The sequence below is a fragment of the Mesorhizobium sp. CA6 genome (genome assembly GCF_020165035.1).
Lineage (GTDB): Bacteria > Pseudomonadota > Alphaproteobacteria > Rhizobiales > Rhizobiaceae > Mesorhizobium.
The window spans coordinates 22012-40048 of record NZ_JAIUHI010000013.1; the positions used below are offsets into that span (position 1 = coordinate 22012).

General features: G+C 64.2%; 12 protein-coding genes. 4 read left to right on the forward strand and 8 right to left on the reverse strand.

All coding sequences use genetic code 11. The annotated features are described in order from the left end of the window. Nucleotides 1–237: 237 nt before the first annotated feature. The 4 genes from LB526_RS19860 to LB526_RS19875 all read right to left on the reverse strand — a co-directional run bounded on the left by LB526_RS19860 (nt 238) and on the right by LB526_RS19875 (nt 7603). Nucleotides 238–3390, reverse strand: a complete 3153-nt coding sequence (locus tag LB526_RS19860) for an efflux RND transporter permease subunit (protein ID WP_224601186.1) — start codon at nt 3388–3390, stop codon at nt 238–240. Nucleotides 3391–3701: 311 nt separating this feature from the next. After that, nucleotides 3702–4865 (reverse strand): efflux RND transporter periplasmic adaptor subunit, encoded by a 1164-nt coding sequence (locus LB526_RS19865; protein WP_411967833.1) that lies wholly within the window; start codon nt 4863–4865, stop codon nt 3702–3704. A 53-nt stretch (nt 4866–4918) separates the two neighbouring features. Continuing rightward, nucleotides 4919–5524: a TetR family transcriptional regulator gene (locus tag LB526_RS19870; protein WP_140844245.1), complete on the reverse strand. Its 606-nt coding sequence runs from the start codon at nt 5522–5524 to the stop codon at nt 4919–4921. A gap of 438 nt (nt 5525–5962) precedes the next feature. After that, a complete protein-coding gene (locus tag LB526_RS19875) occupies nt 5963–7603 on the reverse strand; it encodes an acyl-CoA synthetase (protein WP_224629367.1) in 1641 nt (546 codons plus the stop codon). A gap of 204 nt (nt 7604–7807) precedes the next feature. Between LB526_RS19875 and LB526_RS19880 the strand changes: the two genes are divergently transcribed. From LB526_RS19880 to LB526_RS19890, 3 genes are all read left to right on the forward strand, one after another. Further along, on the forward strand, nt 7808–8773 hold the full coding sequence (locus LB526_RS19880) for a sugar-binding transcriptional regulator (protein WP_224629368.1): 966 nt from the start codon (nt 7808–7810) through the stop codon (nt 8771–8773). 83 nt (nt 8774–8856) lie between these two features. After that, a complete protein-coding gene (locus LB526_RS19885; protein ID WP_224629370.1) occupies nt 8857–10911 on the forward strand; it encodes a bifunctional aldolase/short-chain dehydrogenase in 2055 nt (684 codons plus the stop codon). Nucleotides 10912–11139: 228 nt separating this feature from the next. Beyond that, nucleotides 11140–12204, forward strand: a complete 1065-nt coding sequence (locus tag LB526_RS19890; RefSeq protein WP_224544323.1) for a D-alanine--D-alanine ligase family protein — start codon at nt 11140–11142, stop codon at nt 12202–12204. A 54-nt stretch (nt 12205–12258) separates the two neighbouring features. Here the strand turns inward: LB526_RS19890 and LB526_RS19895 are convergent, their stop codons facing one another. Continuing rightward, nucleotides 12259–13764, reverse strand: a complete 1506-nt coding sequence (locus LB526_RS19895; RefSeq protein ID WP_224544322.1) for a winged helix-turn-helix domain-containing tetratricopeptide repeat protein — start codon at nt 13762–13764, stop codon at nt 12259–12261. Nucleotides 13765–14021: 257 nt separating this feature from the next. Between LB526_RS19895 and LB526_RS19900 the strand changes: the two genes are divergently transcribed. After that, nucleotides 14022–14261, forward strand: a complete 240-nt coding sequence (locus tag LB526_RS19900) for a DUF1127 domain-containing protein (RefSeq protein WP_411967836.1) — start codon at nt 14022–14024, stop codon at nt 14259–14261. Nucleotides 14262–14334: 73 nt separating this feature from the next. Here the strand turns inward: LB526_RS19900 and LB526_RS19905 are convergent, their stop codons facing one another. The 3 genes from LB526_RS19905 to LB526_RS19915 form a co-directional block, all read right to left on the reverse strand. Then, nucleotides 14335–15387, reverse strand: coding sequence for a substrate-binding domain-containing protein (locus LB526_RS19905; protein ID WP_224544321.1), 1053 nt, complete (start codon nt 15385–15387; stop codon nt 14335–14337). A 35-nt stretch (nt 15388–15422) separates the two neighbouring features. Next, nucleotides 15423–16418, reverse strand: a complete 996-nt coding sequence (locus LB526_RS19910; RefSeq protein WP_224544400.1) for an ABC transporter permease — start codon at nt 16416–16418, stop codon at nt 15423–15425. Between the two features lie 78 nt (nt 16419–16496). Then, the gene (locus tag LB526_RS19915; RefSeq protein ID WP_224544320.1) at nt 16497–18008 is read right to left on the reverse strand and encodes a sugar ABC transporter ATP-binding protein; all 1512 of its coding nucleotides are present in this window, start codon (nt 18006–18008) and stop codon (nt 16497–16499) included. Nucleotides 18009–18037: the final 29 nt, after the last annotated feature.

Here is an 18037-nt window from a genome sequence, read left to right on the forward strand (position 1 = left end):
CGATCGCCCCGTCCCGGCATCAGCCGGCCTTTCGGACCGCCTCGCTTACAAAGAGCCGATTTTCTGGACGCTTTCAGGCCGAGATTCTCGCGCAGCGTCGAACCTTTATGGCGTTGCTGAGAAAGAATTCCGTTTTGCGGAAGCGTTGCACAGCGCATTTTTCCGCCCCGCGGACCTTGACGCGGATCATCCGCCACCGGCTTTCGCCGATGGCGGATGACCCAAGGTTGCCACCTTTTATTCCGCAGCCAAGGCCAGCTGCGGTCTTTCGATGCCTTCGACGTTCTCCGGCTCGGGCGCCTGCTCGTCGGTCTTGGCCTTCTTCGGGGCGCGGCCGAAGAACAGGGCGTAGCCGGCCGGCAGCACCAGGATGGTGAGCACGGTGGCGACGAGGATGCCGCCCATCATGGCGTAGGCCAGCGGCCCCCAGAAAACGCCGCGCGAGATCGGGATCAGAGCCAGGACCGCGGTCAGCGCCGTCAGCATGATCGGCCGGAAGCGGCGCACGGCTGCACCCACGATCGCTTCCGATCGCTCCATGCCGGCGGCGATATCCTGGTCTATCTGATCGACCAGGATGATCGAGTTGCGCATGATGATGCCGAGCAGCGCGATGACGCCGAGGATGGCGACGAAGCCGAACGGCGCGCCGCTGATCAGCAGCGCCGCTGCGGCGCCGATGATGCCGAGCGGTCCGGTGGCCAGCACCAGCATCGACTTGCCGAAATGCTGCAGCTGGACCATCAGCAGCACGACGATGACGGCGAGCATGATCGGCGCCTTGGCGGCGATCGAGGCCTGGCTTTCGGCCGAGTCCTCAGCGCCGCCCTGGATCTCGACGTTGTAGCCGGGTGCAAGACTGGCGCGCAGGTCCTTCATGTCGTTGTACATCTTGGTGACGACGTCGTTGGACTGCACGCCGTCCGGCAGCGTGGCGCGCACGCTGATCGTCGGCAGGCGGTCGCGCCGCCATTCGACGCCCTGCTCCATCACCGGCACGACCTTGGCCACTTGCGAGAGCGGCACCGAGCCGCCGAAGTCGGTCGGGATATAGACCGAGTCGACCGAAGAGAGCAGGTGACGGGTCGCCTCCGGCTCGCGGGCGACGATCGAGACGGTCTCCTCGCCGTCACGGAAGTCGTCTAGCGGCGCGCCGGACATGGTGGCCTGCAGCATCTGGCGGATGCGCTGCGAGGTGACCCCGAGGGCGCGGGCACGATCCTGGTCGATCACCAGCTTCATCGCCGGCACCGGTTCCAGCCAGTCGTCGTGGATGGCGCCGAGCAGCGGATTGGCCTGGAACCTCGCTTTCACCTCGTCGGCGATGCGGCGCACCTCCTTGCGGTCCGGGCCCATGACGCGCATCTGCACCGGCCAGCCGGTCGGCGGACCGAGGAAGAGGCGGTCGACCTTGCCGCGGATCGAGGGGAAGTCCTGCGCCAGGATCTTGCGCATCTTGACGATCAGCCGCTCGCGCGCCGGCTCGTCCTTGGCCATCACCAGGAGCTGGGCGAAATTCGGGTTGCGGAGCTGCTGGTCGAGCGGCAGGAAGAAGCGCGGCGCGCCTTCGCCGATATAGGTGGCAATGAAGCGCTTGTCCGGATCGTCCGCCATCTTGCCTTCAAACGACTTGGCCTGGTTTTCGACATCCTTGATCGAGGTGCCTTCCGGCAGCCACAGGTCGACCAGGATTTCCGGGCGCGAGGATTGCGGAAAGAAGTTCTGCGGGATGAACTGGAAGGCCCACAGGCTGGTGGCAAAAGTAACCAGCGTCATCACCAAAACGATGATGCGGTGGCGCACGGCCCAGGTGACCGTTGCGCGCAGCCGGCGATAGAAGCCGGTATCGAAGACATCGTGATGAGTGCCCGCATGCTTGCGCTGCTTGAGGATCATGTAGCCCAGCCACGGCGTGAAATAGACCGCGACGAACCACGACACGACCAGCGCGATGCCGACGACATAGAACAGCGTGCGCACATATTCGCCGGCGGTCGACGCTGCAAAGCCGACCGGAATGAAGCCAGCCGTGGTGATCAGCGTGCCGGTCAGCATCGGGAAAGCGGTCGAGGTGTAGGCGAAGCTCGCCGCCTCGATCTTGACCAGCCCCTCCTCCAGCTTTCGCTCCATCATCTCGACGACGATCATGGCGTCGTCGACCAAAAGGCCGAGCGCAATGATGAGCGCGCCGAGCGAGATGCGCTGCAGGTCGATGCCGATCTCGTACATGATGGCGAAGGTGGCGGCCAAGACGAGCGGGATGGCGATGGCGATCACCAGGCCCGAGCGCCAACCGATCGACAGCAGCGAGACTGCAAGGACGATCAGCAGCGCCTCGCCGAGCGCCTCCATGAACTCGCTCACCGCGTCCTTGACGACCTGGGGCTGGTCGGAGATCTGATCGACCGACACGCCATAGGGCAGCCCTGCCTCGAAGCGCTGATAGGTCGCCTCGACATCCTTGCCGACATCCCTGACGTTAAAACCCTTGGCCATGACGACGCCGAGCTGGACGCTCTGATGGCCGTTGAAGAGGTATTTGTTGTCGTAAGGATCCTGGAGGCCGGAAGAGACCGTGGCGATGTCGCCGAGGCGCGTCACCTGGTTGCCCGAGCGCAGCCTGAGCTCGCGGATATCCGCGGCCTTGGTGACATCGCCCTCGACCGAGATGCGCACCGAGCGCAGGCCGGTGTCGACCGAGCCCGCCGGATCCACGGCGTTCTGGCCTTTCACGGCGTTTTGCAGGTCAAGGATGGTCAGGCCGCGCTCGGCCAACGCCTTGGACGAGACATCGATATAAATCTTCTCAGGCTGGTCGCCGATGATGACGGCCTTCTCGACGCCCGGTGTCGTCAACAGCATGTCGCGCGCCTGGATGGCGAACTTCTTCAGCTCCGGATAGGTGAAGCCGTCGCCGCTGATCGAATGCAGCGTGATGAAGGTGTCGCCGAACTCGTCGTTGAAATAGGGGCCGAGCAGGCCCTGCGGCAATTCATTGGAGATGTCGCCGACCTTCTTGCGCACCTGGTAGAATGCGTCCTTCACTTCCTCGGTGTTGGTGTCGCCTTTGACCTGCAAGGTGATGATGGCGCTGCCGGCGCGGGTGTAGGAACGCACGAAATCGAGATGCGGCGTTTCCTGCAGCTTGCGCTCGATCTTGTTGACGACCTGATCCTCCATGTCCTGGATCGAGGCGCCGGGCCAGACCGCCTGCACCACCATGACGCGGAAGGTGAAGTCGGGGTCTTCCTTCTGGCCCATGCGCATCAGGCCGAGCGCGCCGGCAAGGATGATCAGCCCGAACAGGAAGCGCGCGATGCTCGGATGTCCGATCGCCCAACGCGAAAGATTGAAGGGCCGCTTTTCAGTGCTGCTGTCGCTGGTGGTCATGGCACACGTCCAGTCCAATTGATCGGCAAGGCACGCCCGCTTGGCATGCCGCTTCCAGTTCGGTGGGCTTCCGGGCGGCGAGACCCTCAAGCGGAGAGAGCTCGCAAATCGCGCTTGACGCGGCACTGCTGCGGGGGAGCCAACATGCCGGCATCTCACGATCGGGGCGTTCGCCGCCCGGAACCCATGCTTTCCCCGGCCCGCGGCGCAAGCAGCGAGAGCGGGAAAGGCGTTCGTTACGCCTGACTTCAGGTTTTAGTTCGATGCATGTCGTTGTCCCAAAACCGCTTCGCACTTTTGGGCGACAAGCATCAGTGCAGGCTGCTGGTGGTCGCGACGTCGTCCTCCGCCGAGGCGGATTGCTGGGCGTCGCTTGCAAGCTTGACCTTCAGGTTCTCGGTCATGAACTGCGTGCCGGCGGCCACCACGACGTCGCCCTGTTTGAGGCCGTCCGCCACAGCGACACCGTCGGCAGTGAAGTTGGCGACCTTGATCGGGCGCGGATGGACTGTTTCGGAGGTGCGGTCGACCGTCCAGACGATCTGTTTGCCGTCCTTCTCGGTCATCGCGGTCAGCGGGATCGACACGAGCTGCGCCTTGCTGCCGACGGTTGCCTCGACATTGGCCGTCATGCCGAGCAGCACGCGCGGATCGTTGGGCAGCGAAACCCGGACAGCGAAGGTACGCGACTGCGGATCGGCGCTGCCGGCGACCTCGCGGACCTTGCCGTCAAGCGTCAGCCCTTCGTCCGACCAGAAGCTCGCCTTGACTTCCTTGCCGGGCTTGAAGCCTGCAATATCCATCTCCGGCACCGCGATCGAAACTTCCTTCTCGCCGTCCACCGCGACCGTCATGACCGGCGTGCCGGCGCCGACCACCTGGCCGACATCGGCGGAGATGGCGGTAACGATGCCGGCCTGGCTGGCCTTGAGATCGGTGTAATGGACCTGGTTCTGCGCTTGGGCCAGCGTCGAGCGGGCGGCATCGCGCGTCGCCACGGCCTGGTCGTAGGTCAGCCGCGCCTGATCGAGCTGCGACTTCGGCGCGAAGTTCTTGGCATAGAGCTGCTCGGCGCGCTTCCTGGCGAGATCGACGGTCTCGACCTGGCGTTCGGCGGCGTCGAGGCTGGCCTGCGCGCTCTTCACCGACAGCTCGTAGTCAGACGGATCGACGCGGGCGAGCACGTCGCCTTCATTCACATGCTGGCCGATATCGACCAGACGCTCGGTGACCTTGCCGGCGATGCGAAATCCGAGATTCATCTCGATGCGGGCGCGCACCGAACCGGAATAGTCGAGTTGGCGGGTGGTCCGCGCCTCGCCGATCTCGACCACCTTGACCGGCCGGACGACTTCCTGAACGACCTCGGCCTTTTCCTGGCTGCAGCCGGCAAGGGCAAGCGCGGCGACGACGATGCCGATGGCGGGAAGGCCGGCGGCCGGCAGCCTGCGGAGGATGGAACTGGACAAAGACACTTTAGCACTCCCGAACTGGAGATGATCTGTCGGCCGCATGCGGCGGGCGGCTTCTATTTCAAGGCTCTGATGGCGTAGTCGATAAGTTCGTCGGGCATTGCCCGGTTGGTCTTGGCAAGGCACTGCGCCACCATCTGCGGGTGGCACAGAATGACGGTGGCGGCGCCGAAGCAGCGCGCGGCGGTTTCAGGATCCTGCTGCCTGAACTCGCCTGCCTCGATGCCCTCGCGGATCACCTCGGCGAACAGGTCGTGGATACTGTTGACATGCTTGTCGATGACGGACCAGTCGCGCTCCAGCGCGACGATGACCATCTCATGCACCTTCTGCTCGTCGAGCATGGTCTCGAGCGTCATCTTGTACTGGGCATGGATGTAGCGGCGCAGCCGCTCCTCGGCGCTGACCGGGAGATGCATGATCTCGTAGGCCATCTTGTAGCTGGCGCCGAGCATGCGGCCGCAGACGGCCTGGTGGATTTCGACCTTGGAGGCAAAGAAGCGGTAGATGTTGGCGGGCGACATGCCGAGCTCGCGAGCGATGTCGGCAACATTGGTCTTACCGTAGCCATAGTGGCGGAACAGGCGCTCGGCGCAGTCGAGAATGCGGGTCACATTCTCCTGTCTGGCGGGATCTGCCACGATGTTGGCGGCTTCTGACATAGCGCTTTCGTTTTGATGAGTGACGAATTTCAATTTTCGTCAGTCGTAAAACGAAAGTGGCGAGGAGTCAACGCGAAATCGACGTACGCGTATAATTTGGTGACAGATGGTGACAGTTGCGAGATCGGTGGCTGGCGACTCCGACAATTTTCGCCGGCACCTGTGAGGTCGTCATCCTAGGGTGGAGCAGTCGCGAAGCGACGTCGCGGAAACCCTAGGATCCATTCCGTGACCATGCGGCCGTGCTCCAACGGGTCGAGAATAGCCGTCAGCGATTGTTGGGCGGATATCAGCGTAACTTCTTGATCCGGCTTCGTTCTTCGACTGATGTCACGGAATGGATCCTCGGGTCTGCGCGCGTCGCTACGCTCCTTGCTTCGCCCGTGGATGACGACCGCGCAGGGGCCAAATGCTAGTTGCCAACGCTGGGGGCTGCGCTCACACCCTCTTCGCCATCTCCCGTAGCCGGAACTTCTGGATCTTCCCCGTCGAGGTCTTCGGGATTTCGGCGAACACCACCGCCTTCGGCACCTTGAAGCGGGCGAGCAGCCCTCGGCAGTGCTCGATGATCTCGGCCTCGGTCGCGGCCTTGCCGGGCTTCAGCTCGACATAGGCGATGGGCACCTCCCCCCATTTGTCGTCGGCGCGGGCAACCACACCGCACGAGGCAACCGACGGATGCCTGTAGAGAGCGTCCTCGACCTCGATGGACGAGATGTTCTCGCCGCCCGAGATGATGATGTCCTTCGAGCGGTCCTTCAACTGGATATAGCCGTCCGGATGCATGACGCCGAGATCGCCGGAATGGAACCAGCCGCCGGCGAACGCCTCGTCGGTGGCCTTGCGGTTCTTCAGATAGCCCTTCATGACGATGTTGCCGCGGAACATGACCTCGCCGATGGTCTCGCCGTCGGCCGGCGTCTCCATCATCATCCCGGGATCCATCACCGTCAGACCTTCGAGCGCGGCATAGCGCACACCCTGGCGTGCCTTCTTCTGCGTCCTCGGTCCCTTCTCCAGCGCGTCCCACTCATTGTGCCATTCGTTGACGACGGCCGGGCCGTAGGTTTCCGTCAGGCCATAGAGATGGGTGACGGCAAAGCCGGCATCGGCCATGCCGGACAGCACGGCCTCCGGCGGGGGCGCTGCGGCGGTGTTGAAGGTGACGGTCTGCGCGAACTGCCGCTTGTCCTCATCCTTCGCGTTGATCAGCACCGACATCACGATCGGCGCGCCGCACAGATGGGTGACGCCGTGGTCGGCAATGGCGTCGTATATCGGCTTTGCCCGCACCCAGCGCAGGCAGACATGGGTGCCGGCCTGCACGGCCAAAGTCCAGGGGAAGCACCAGCCGTTGCAATGGAACATCGGCAGCGTCCAGAGATAAACCGCGTGCTTGGCCATGCCGGCATGGATGGTGTTGGTGTAGGCCATCAGCGCCGCGCCGCGATGGTGATAGACGACGCCCTTCGGATTGCCCGTGGTGCCGGAGGTGTAGTTGAGCGAGATGGCGTCCCATTCGTCGTCGGGCATCGACCAGACAAAGGTCTCGTCGCCGGCGGCGACGAACTCCTCGTAATCAGCTGAGCCGATCCGTTCGCCCTTCGGATAGGGCGCGTCGGCGGCATAGTCCGGATCGTCATAGTCGATGACCAATGGCTTCACCTTGGCCAAGGCCAGCGCGTCCTTGACGACGCCCGAGAACTCGCGGTCGACGATCAGCACCTTGCTGTCGGCATGGTCGAGCTGGAACGCGATGACGGCGGCGTCGAGGCGGGTGTTCAGCGAATGCAGAACCGCCTTCACCATCGGCACGCCGAAATGGGCTTCCAGCATCGGCGGCGTGTTGGACAACATCACCGTCACCGTATCGCCCTTGCCGACGCCACGTTTCGCAAGCGCCGAAGCGAGCTTCAGCGAGCGGCGCCAAAAGTCGCGGTAGGTGATGCGCTGGTCGCCATGAATGATTGCGATGTGGTCGGGATAGGTCTTGGCCGCGCGCTCAAGATAGGTGAGCGGCGTCAGCGGCTGGTGGTTGGCAGCGTTCCTGTCGAGATCTTGTTCGTAAGGATTGGCCATCCCGTTCTCCCCGATGTTCTTTTCGAGCTTTCTAACCTTAGGCCGGCCGTCACGCCATCCCCCTTCCACGGCTGAAAATGCTATGCTGCGCCGGCTTGGTGGAACGGCAATCCGGATTGGGCCGCGCCGCGAGACGATCGCAGCTCGCGCAGGCAAATTTGACTTTTGTCGAGAGCCGTGACTAATGTCAGCCGAGGAGGCGGCATGGCTATCAGACCGGCAGAACAGCTCATCCACAAGGCCGCCTGGCTTTACTATGCGCATGGCCTGCGTCAGGACGAAGTGGCGAGCCAGCTCAACATTTCTCGCGCCTCGGTCGCCATGTATCTGCGCAAAGCGCGCGAGACCGGCATCGTCAACATCTCGACCTCGACCCAGCTCTTCACCGACGACGTCATGGCGCGACGGCTGGAAGATGCGTTCGATCTCGACGCCGTCTGGATCGCGCCGGAAAATGCCTACCTCGCCGATCCCTCGACCGATATCGCCGTGCTGGCAGCGAGCGTCTTTCTCGAGCTGGTGAAGAAAGGCGACCGCATCGGCGTCGCCTGGGGCCGCACGGTCTATACCATCGCCGACATCATGTCCTATGCCGACCTGCAGGACGTCACCGTGGTGCAGCTCTGCGGCAATCTCGGCGCGCCCTATTCCTACCGGCCCGACCAGTGCACGATGGAGATCGCGCGACGGCTGAATGCCAAGGGCCTCAACTTCTACGCGCCGCTGGTTCTGTCGACGGAAGGCCTGGCGCAAGGTTTGCGTGCCGAGCCGGTGATCCGCGACCAGCTGGCCGGCATCGCCGATTGCGATCTGGCGCTCTATTCCGTCGGCGCGGTCGACGCCGACAGCCATCTGGTGAAATGCGGCGCGCTGTCGGCGGCCGAGATGGAAACGTTGCGGCGCCAGGGTGCGGCCGGCGTCATCGCCGGACAGATCATCGACGCCGGCGGCGAGGTGCTCGACTGCAGCTATAATAGGCGCGTCATCTCCGCCGAGCTCGCCTCGCTGCGCGCCATCGAGAAGCGACTGATGGTGGTGCAGGAAGACACCAAGTTCGAGCCGTTGCTTGCGGCCATCGCCGGCGGGCTGTGCACGCATCTGGTGGTCGGCGCGCATATGGCCGAGCGCCTGCTTCAGCACGCCGGCGCGGCAACGAAAAAGGCCTCGTAGAAAACCACCCTCGCCGCTTCTGTCATCACGACGTCGCGGCCTTCTGTTCATGAGCAAGAAAAGACGGAATCGGACGGATCGACATGCAGAACCTTTGGAATGACGCCGACGCGGAAAAGATGGTTGCCGACTATGCCAGGGAGGGCGTCGGCCGCGACCTTGCGCTGCGCGTCTACACGACCCGCCTGCTCGGCGGCGAGCCGCGCCTGGTGCTGCATGGCGGCGGCAACACTTCCTGCAAGACCAAGGCCACCGATCTCGTCGGCGACGAATGGGACGTGCTCTGCGTCAAGGGCAGCGGCTGGGACATGGCGGTCATCGAGCCGCAAGGCCTGCCGGCGGTGAAAATGGGCGCGCTGCTCAAGGCGCGCTCCCTGGACAAGCTCTCCGACGAGGACATGGTGGCGCTGCAGCGCTCCAACCTCATCGATCCGTCCTCGCCCAACCCGTCGGTCGAAACGCTGCTTCATGCCTTCCTGCCGCACAAGTTCGTCGACCACACGCATTCGACAGCGATCCTCGCCGTCGTAGACCAGGAAGACAGCAAGGCATTGGTGAAAAAGGTGTTCGGCGACAAGATGGGTTACGTGCCCTACATCAAGCCGGGCTTCGACCTCGCCAAGGCTGCGGCGGAAATCTTCGACGCCGACCGAAAAGTCGAGGGCCTGATCCTCGACAAGCACGGCATCTTCACCTTCGGCGACGATGCCAAACAGGCCTACGACCGCATGATCCACTATGTGACCATGGCCGAGGACTATGTCGCCAAAAACGGCAAGCCGCAGCCGGCCAAGGCAGCATTGCCGGCAAAGCTTGCCAAGCCCAGCGACATCGCGCCGACGCTGCGCGGCGCCGTTGCCGTGGCGCGCGGCGAAGGCCGCTTCGACCGCATGATCAGCGACTTCCGCACCTCGGACGCGATCGTCGACTTCATCAATTCCGCCAAGATCGCCGAGCTGGCCGGGCGCGGCGTTTCGACGCCGGACCTGTCGATCCGCATCAAGACCGGACCGATGGCGGTACCGGCGCCCGACGTCGACAAGCTCGGCGACTACAAGGCCGTCGTCCGCAGCCATGTCGATGCCTTCGTCAAGGACTACACCGCCTATTTCGAGACCAATGACGCGCTGGACGACGTCAAGCGCACCATGCTCGACCCGATGCCGCGCCTGACGCTGGTGCCGGGTCTCGGCATGTTCGGCCATGGCCGCACGCTGAAGGAGGCCAAGATCGCGTCGGATGTCGGCGAGATGTGGATCGAGGCGGTGCGCGGCGCAGAAGCGATCGGCAATTTCCATCCGCTCTCCAAGGCCGACCTCTTCCCGCTCGAATACTGGTCGCTCGAGCAGGCCAAGCTCGCTTCGAACAAGCCGAAGCCGCTGACCGGCCAGGTGGTGCTGATCACCGGCGGCGCCGGCGCCATCGGCGCCGCGACGGCAAAACTGTTCGCGGCCAATGGCGCGCATGCCGTGATCGTCGATCTCGACCCAGCCAAGGCAGCGGAAGCGGCGAAGGCGGCCGGCAACAACTCGATCGGCGTCGGCGCCGACATCACCAAGCCGGCCGAGATGCGCGCCGCTTTCGACAAGGCGGTCGCCATCTATGGTGGCGTCGACATCCTGGTCTCGAATGCGGGTGCAGCCTGGGAAGGCCGCATCGGCGAATTGGACGACGCGACGCTGCGCAAAAGCTTCGAGCTCAATTTCTTCGCCCACCAGTCGGCGGCGCAGAATGCGGTGCGCATCATGCTGGAACAGGGTACGGGCGGCGTGCTCCTCTTCAACACCTCCAAGCAGGCGATCAATCCCGGCCCGAAATTCGGCGCCTACGGCATTCCGAAAGCCGCGACATTGTTCCTGTCGCGGCAATATGCGCTTGACTACGGCGCCTATGGCATCCGCTCCAACGCGGTCAACGCCGACCGCATCCGCTCGGGTCTCTTGACCGACGCGATGATCGCCAGCCGTTCCGGCGCGCGCGGCGTCTCGGAGAAGGAGTACATGTCCGGCAATCTGCTGGGACAGGAAGTGACGGCCGACGACGTCGCGCAGGCCTTCCTGCACCAGGCGCTGGCCGAGCGCACCACGGCGAATGTGACAACGGTGGACGGCGGCAACATCGCGGCTGCGCTGCGCTGATGATGTAAAGGCAGGCACTGGAGCGGTTCATCGTTTTCGCGAAACGACGAGCCGCTCCATGTCCCATTGTCTTGACGCAGTTTGAACCGAAGGCCTTTGGCGCTTCTGCTGAAGAACTGCTCGAACCCGTCAAAATCCACACCAATCCTTCGCGTATTGCTCAGCCAGTTTAAGGGCGCCTCGTGTTCGCATGCGGGGCTCCAACCCTGATCATTGGTGGAGCTCCAGATGGCGGCGAAAAGACTTCGTATTGGCGTGCTCTTTGGCGGGCGCTCCGCCGAGCATGAAGTATCGCTGCTTTCAGCAACCAACGTCATGGCTGCCTTGGACCCGGCGAAATACGATGCCGTTCCGATCTTCGTCACCCGCGAAGGGCAATGGCTGCTGAGCCGCTTTGAGGACGGCGCGCTGGCGACGCCGTCGGCCGGCACGCAGCTCTGCCTGGTGCCGGGCGGCCATGGACGGGTGCTGGCGATCCCTGCCGGCGGTGTGCCCCACGACCTGCCTCCCATCGATATCCTGTTTCCGGTCCTGCACGGCCTGCATGGCGAGGACGGCGCGGTGCAGGGCGTGGCCGAGGTGGCGCGCGTGCCGCTCGCCGGCTGCGGCATCCTCGGCTCCGCCACGGCGCTCGACAAGGACATCGCCAAGCGGCTGCTGAAGGCGGCCGGACTGCCTGTGGCGCGCTCGGTGACGATCAATGAAGGTGCCGCGCCTCCGCTCGCCGAACTGGAAGACCAGCTCGGCCTGCCGCTGTTCATCAAGCCGGCGCGGCAGGGCTCGTCGGTCGGCGTCGCGAAGGTCAATGCCAGCCAGGAATTCGACCACGCGCTGGCGGAAGCATTCCAACATGACCGCAAGCTGCTGGCGGAGGAATTCGTCCGTGGCCGAGAGATCGAATACAGCGTGCTGGAGAGCCCCGCGGGCGAACTCTTCGTCTCACGGCCGGGCGAGATCGTGCCTGCGGAGAGCCACGGTTTCTACAACTACAACGCCAAATATATCGACGAGAACGGCGCGGCACTCATCGTGCCAGCCGAGCTGCCGCAGAAGGTCGAGGATGCCATGCGCGACGCGGCTGCAAGGGCGTTCAGGGCGCTCGGCTGCGACGGCATGGCCCGCGTCGACTTCTTCTTGATGCCGGACATGAACTTCCTGATCAACGAACTCAACACCATTCCCGGCTTCACCAACATCAGCATGTACGCCAAGGCCATGGCGGCGAGCGGCGTCAGCTATCCGGAGGTCATCGACCGTCTGGTGGCGCATGGGCTGGCGCGCGCCGGCCGGTGAAAAAGACCTGAGGATTCGAAATCTCGGCAGCGGCCAGTGGGCCACATCGCCGCATCACTCCGGCAGGCCGGCCTTGCGGAAGCCGTCGACGAAATGCTCAAGCATCGCGTCGTCGCGGAACGGCTCCGTCTCGACCCAGCGCTGCGTGGAGAAATGCGGATTGCCGACGAGGAACAGCGCGACCTCGGTGCGCGCCTCGTCGAGACGGCCGAGCTGCGCCAGGCTTGCCGCCAGAAAGCGGCGCGAGCTTGTGCGGTAGGTCTCGTCGCGGCGCAGCGTTTCGACGGCGGCTTCGTAGTCACAGGCCGCATACTGTGCCTGGCCGAGCGTCAGATAGTACCAGCTCGGCGGAAAGGGGTTGAGCCGGAAGGCCTTGCGGATGTGCTCCAGGCCCTCGCTTATCCGCCCGCCCAGCACGTCGATGTCGGACAATGTCGCCCAGATATCCGCCTCGTTCGGGTCGAGCTCGATCGCCTTGGCGAATTCCGCCTCGGACCGTTCGAAATCGCGTTCATAGGCAAGAAGGTTCGCCAGAACCCAGCGGCAACCGGCATCGTTGGGATCGATCGCCACAGCCTTGCGCGCCAGTTCCAGGGCCGTGCTGCGGGCAGGCTCGAACGGCTCGCCCCAATGCACCCAGCCCATCCAATGGTTCATGGCCAGCCAGCGATAGGCCTCCGCGTAGTCCGGGTCGAGCGAAACCGCGCGCGTCAGCATCAGATGCGCTTCGCGCGCCATTTGCGGCGACTCGTCGAACAGTTTTCGCGCCCGCACGACGAGATCATAGGCTTCGAGACTCTTCGGCCGGTTGCGCTCCGGCAGCGCGCGCAGCCGCCCGAGCAGCGCCTCGACGATCTTGGCCGTCGCCTCGTCCTGAACGGCGAAAATGTCCTCAAGACTGCGATCGAAACGCTCCGCCCAGAGATGCTCGCCGCTCAGCGCGTCGATCAGCTGGGCATTGATGCGCACCCGCCCCGCGGCGCGCCTGGCGCTGCCTTCCAGCAGGTAGCGCACGCCGAGCTCCCCGGCGATGGCGCGCACGTCCATGGCCTTGCCCTTGTAGGCAAAGACCGAGTTGCGCGCGATGACAAAGAGGCCCGGTATCCGGGAGAGATCGGTGATCAGGTCTTCGGTCAGGCCGTCGGCGAAAGAGTCCTGCTCGGGATCGCTGCTCAGATTGACGAAGGGCAGCACGGCAATCGACGGCTTGTCGGGCAGCGGCAAGGATTTGCGTGGGGCATCGGGCCGTTCGACGGTGCCGGTGAAGCGGTAGCCGACGCGCGGCACCGTGGCGATCCATTCACCGCCACCGGTCGCCGGACCAAGCAGCTTCCTGAGCTGCGCGATCTGGACGGTGAGATTGCCTTCCTCGACTGCCATGTCAGGCCAAGCCGCATCCATCAGCTCGGCTTTGGCCAGGATTTCGCCCGGACGCGCGACGAGCGCCTCCAGCAGCTTCAGCCCGCGATGGCTGGCGGCGACGGGAACATCGCCCCGGAGCAGCGTTCCCGCGCCCGGATCAAGCACGAACGGTCCGAAAGCGAAGCGCGATCCCTGCATGCGGCGATCTATAGAGCAATTCCAGGAAAAGTGTGAAGCGGTTAAGTTCGGCGACTTCGCCGTAACCATCCGTCCGAATTGCGTAAAAACAAAGGGATAGAGCGGTTCGCCGTTTTCGTGAAACGGTGAACCGCTCTAGCCGATTTGGAAGTTTTGAGAACTATTTGGGACGGCTTAATTACGCCGCCAGCCGCCTGCGGCACACTGCTATCTCAATCAGGTCGAGGGTTCAAAACCCTCATTCGATGGAGGTTGCCATGAACGATAGCTTCACGCCCTCTATGTGTCTGGCGGCGGCACCGGCAATGCACTCAAGGCGCGGGCGCTTTAGCCTGGCGGCCTTGCGCAGCCTTATCGCCGAGCGGCGCAAGCAGGCCTATTTCCGCTTCGAGCTCAAGCGTATAGCGAGGGACAATCCGCATCTGATCGACGACATCGGGCTGACGAGAAAAGAGGTCGAGGCGGAGATCGCCAAGCTGCCCTTCTGGCAGCGATAAAACCGCCTTGGGCCGGCCGAAGGGCAGAGAGCGGTCCGTTGGACCGCTCTCTTCATTTGCGGCCGGCAGAAACTTACTTGGCGTTCGGGTTCGGCATCCAGGCAGGCATAGCGACGTCGGCATGGGCGAATTGCGGCAGCTTGGCCGACAGGTCTTCCATGTTCTTGATGTCCTTGTCGATCAGCTCCTTCTGGGTGATCAGCGTCGGCGGCACGATGACGTTGTGGCCGGGATCTTCACCGGCAAGCAGCTGCGCCAGCGCGCGCACCGAGACCTGGCCGACGACGGCCGGGTTGGTGGCGGCGGTCGCCGCCCAGGCGCTGTCCGGCTCGCGCATGGCGGCGATGTCCGAGGTCGAGATGTCGGCCGAATAGATCTTGATGGCCTTGTTCAGCCCCGCCTCGTCGACGGCGATCTTCACGCCCTTGGCGAACTCGTCATAGGGCGCGAACATCACCTTGATATCGGGATGCGCCTGCAGCACCGAGCGCGCCTGATTGGCGACGGAGTTGGCGATCGGATTGTCGAGCGTGCCGAATTGCGCGACCTCGCTGATGCCCGAATATTTCTTCTTCACCTCCACCCAGGTCTCGTTGCGGCGGTCGAGCGGAGCGATGCCGGCAACATAGACATAGCCGGCCTTCCAGCTCTCGCCATTGTCCTTGACCGCCTGCTCGAGCGCCAGCTTTGCGAGGTCTTTGTCCGACTGCTCGATCTGCGGGATCTTCGGGTTCTCGACATTGACGTCGAAGGCGACGACCTTGATGCCGGCATCGACCGCGCGCTGGGCGGCGTCCTTCATCGATTCCGTCAGGCCGTGCTGGATGATGATGCCCTGCACGCCAAGCGCGATCGCCTGGTCGACCATGTCGGCCTGGAGCGCTGCGTCCTGGCGGCTGTCCAGCACGCGCAGGTCGACGCCGAGCGCCTTGGCCTGCGCCTCGACGCCGGAGAGATAGGCCTGGAAGAAGTCGCCTGTCGACAGATAGCGCACCAGCGCGATCTTGACGCCGGGCTTGTCGAACGGCGCCGGGCGGTCCGCCGCCAATGCCGTGCCCTGCATCAGCAGCGCCGCGCCGGCGAGGCCGAGTGCCGCCTTCCCCAAAAGTCTTCTTGTGATGTTCACTTCGTTTTCCTCCATTTGTTATGCCCCGGTCGAAACTATCTCTTGCCCCTGCCGGAAAGGGCGAAGGTGAAGACAAGGGCGACGACAAGTACCGCGCCCTTGACGAAATCCTGCGTATAGTAAGGCGCGTTCATCATCGTCAGGCCTTGCAGCAGGACGCCGACGAACACCGCGCCGACGGCGGTGCCGAAGGCGTTTGGCTTGGCGGCGCCAAGCACAGCGTAGCCGATGAGCGCCGCCGCGACTGCGTCGAGCAACAGATTATTACCCGAGGCGATGTCGCCGCGTCCAAGCCGGGCGGCAAGCAAAATCCCGCCGATTGAGGCGAAAACTCCCGAAATCACATAAGCCCAGATTTTGTATGCCTTGACAGGCGCGCCGGCGAGCTCAGCCGCCCTCTCATTGCTGCCAACGGCATACATCATGCGGCCGAAGCGGGTGTATTCGAGGAAGAACCAGATCAGCGCCGCGAGCGCGACCAGGACCACCACCGAGACCGGGATCAGGTTCGGGATGAAGAAGTCGATGCGGTGACGGCCGAGCGCCAGGAAAGCCTCCGAGAACTTGCCGTTGGCGACCGAGCCGTCGGGCATGGTCATGCCGGTGGCGATCGAGCGGCCTTCCGTCGGAATGCGCTGCAGGCCGAGCAGCAGGAACATCATGCCGAGCGTGGCCAGAAGATCGGGCACGCGCATATAGACGATCAGCCAGCCATTGATCAGGCCAACGATGACGCCGATGACAAGGCAGGCGATGACGGCGACGATCGCGTTCTGCTCCAGCACGACCATGGCGTAGGAGGCCGCCATCATGGCGCTGGTGGCGACCGAGCCGATCGACAGATCGAAGCCGCCGACGACGAGCGTCGCGGTGACGCCGAGCGCCAGCACGCCGGTGATGGCCACCGACTGGAAGATGAACACAGCGCTTTGCGGCGAAGCGAAGCCATCGGCGGCGACCGCGAAATAGGCGATCAGCCCGACCAGCAGGACGATGAAGCCGTAGCGGATGGCGTAATCGCGCAATGTCATCGAACGCTCCCGCGCCGTTGCCTTGCCCGCCAAACTGGAACTCATGCCTGCACTCCCGAGTCTCGTCATCCTGCGATCTCACGCCGCGCTGTGAAGCGGTCCGCCGGCCACTTCCGCCAGCAGCCGGTCGAGATCGATGTCATCGTTGCGGTGCTCGCCGACGATCGTGTGTTCCGACATCACCAGGATGCGGTCGGCGGTCTCCAGCGCCTCGTCGAGCTCGGTAACGAAGATCAGCGTCGCGCGGCCGTCGGCGCTTGCCCTCAGCTTGGCGGCAATGTCGCGACGCGCCGAAATGTCGACACCTTGGAAAGGCTCGTCGAGGATAAACAGGCGCGAGGCCTGCGACATCCAGCGCGCCACCATCACCTTCTGCTGGTTGCCGCCGGAGAGCGCCGAAAGCTCGTCCTTCTCCGAGCGGCAGACGATGCCGAGCTCGTCGATCTGGCGGCGAGCGGCGGCGCGCTCGGCGCGCTTCTTCATGACGCCGAGGTCCGACATGCGCTTGAGGAACGGCAGGCTGATGTTGCGTTCGATGTTGAAGCCGCCGACGATGCCGCTCGCGGCGCGGTCCTTGGCGACCAGGAAGACGCCGGCGGCGATCGCCTCGCGCGCCGAGCCCGGCGCGTGGGGCTTGCCGTCCATATGCATGGTGCCGGCGAGCGGCCGGCGCACGCCGAACAGCGTTTCCGCCAGCGCCGTCTTGCCGACGCCGACCAGGCCGGTGATCGCCACCACCTCGCCGGCGCCGAGCGTCATCGAGATCGGTCTCGATCCTTGCGCCAGCCGCAACCCTTCGGCGGAGAAGACGGCTCGGGCCGAGCTTCTGGCAACCACCCTGTCGAGATGGATCTTGCGGCCGAGCATGGCGTTGACCGCGCCCTCATAGTCGAGCGGCTTCCGGTCGAAAATGCCGGAGACCACGCCGTCGCGCATCGACACGATGCGGTCGGCCAGTCGCCTGATGTCGGACATCCGGTGCGAGATATAGAGGATGGCGACGCCCTGGCCGCGCAGCCGATCAATGAGCGAAAACAACCGATCGGCCTCGGCGCTCGATAGCGAAGAGGTCGGCTCGTCGAGGATCAGGACCTTAGGCCGATGCGCCATGGCGCGGGCGATGGCCACCATCTGCCGATCCGCCAACGACAAGTCGCTGACGCGCGCCTTGAGGTCGATGGCAAGTCCCATGCGGTCGGCGACGGCTCTCGCCTCGGCGCGGACATCGGCAGGCTTGAAAAGCAACGACGCGCCTTTGCCGCTTAGCCGGTCGAGCGTCAGATTGGTGGCGACGTCGAGGTCGGCGACGACGCCGTCATTGATGTTCTGGTGCACGGTGACGACACCGGCGCGAATGGCTTCGGCGGGTGTCTGCGGGTCGAAGGCCTTGCCGGCAAGCCGCATCGAGCCTGCGCCGTGTTCGTAGACGCCGCTGATGATCTTGACCAGGGTGGATTTGCCGGCGCCGTTGGCGCCCATGAGCACGGTCACCTCGCCCGCAAAGAGGTCGAGCGAGATGCCGCCAAGCACCTCGTTCTGGCCGAAGGATTTCCTCAGGCCCTCCACATGGAACACGGCATCTGCGCCCATCCATTCCTCCCGGATCGTGACGCTATGGG